This is a genomic window from Streptomyces sp. SID14436, from assembly GCF_010548465.1.
Lineage (GTDB): Bacteria > Actinomycetota > Actinomycetes > Streptomycetales > Streptomycetaceae > Streptomyces.
The window spans coordinates 1-740 of record NZ_JAAGMD010000573.1; the positions used below are offsets into that span (position 1 = coordinate 1).

The 740-nt window shown below is 76.8% G+C and carries 1 protein-coding gene; it reads right to left on the reverse strand.

Annotated elements, in window-relative coordinates; genetic code table 11:
• Positions 1-103 precede the first annotated feature (103 nt).
• Positions 104-740, reverse strand: a 637-nt coding sequence (locus G3I53_RS19900; RefSeq protein WP_203617257.1) for a nitroreductase family protein, incomplete at its 5' end; no start/stop codon positions are given.

The window sequence follows — 740 nt, forward strand, 5'->3', positions numbered from 1 at the left end:
TCCGCCGGCCGGGCGCGGGGCGGCGTCCGGAGCGGGGTCCGGGGCCGCGGTGAGGTCCGGGGTGCCGGACTCGGTGGGTGTCATGAGCAGTCCTCTGCGGCCGTCAGGCGATCTCGTGGCGGAAGTCGGCGGACCCGGGCCGTTCGTGACCGAGGGCCATGATGAGCAGCGGGGCCTCGTCGCCCTCCGTCAGCCCGAGCCGCTCGGCGTACGACACGTTGTCGAAGCCCAGGGCCACCCCGGCGCCCAGGCCCAGCGCGGCGGCGGCCACGTAGAAGCTCTGGGCGACGGCCCCGGCGGTGCCGACGGCGAGCCGGTAGCCCCGGTCGCCGACGGCGTCCAGGACGGCCGTGGTCCGCACCGTCGGCACCAGGACCGCAGCGGCCTGCTCCAGGTTGTAGTTGGCGAGGAAGTAGTTCCGCTGGAGGAACGACCCCTGCGGCCCGGCGTCGACGAGGCCGAGTTCGCCCCGGTCCGGGTCGTAGGCGTACGCCCCCTGCTCCACGTCCCGCACGTGGTTGACGAACGCGTACACGCGGGCGAGGCGGAGCCGGCCGGAGGGGTCGGTGTCACCGGCCAGGCGGGTCTGCGCGCAGGCCGCCAGCACGGCGGACAGCTCCCCGGGCGCGACGCGGCGCCGGGCGTCGAACCGGCCGAAGCTGGACCGCCGTTCGCGCAGCGCCCGGCGGACACCGGTGTCCGGCAGGACCGGTCCGGGCAGGGGGACGCGCGGCGCGGTG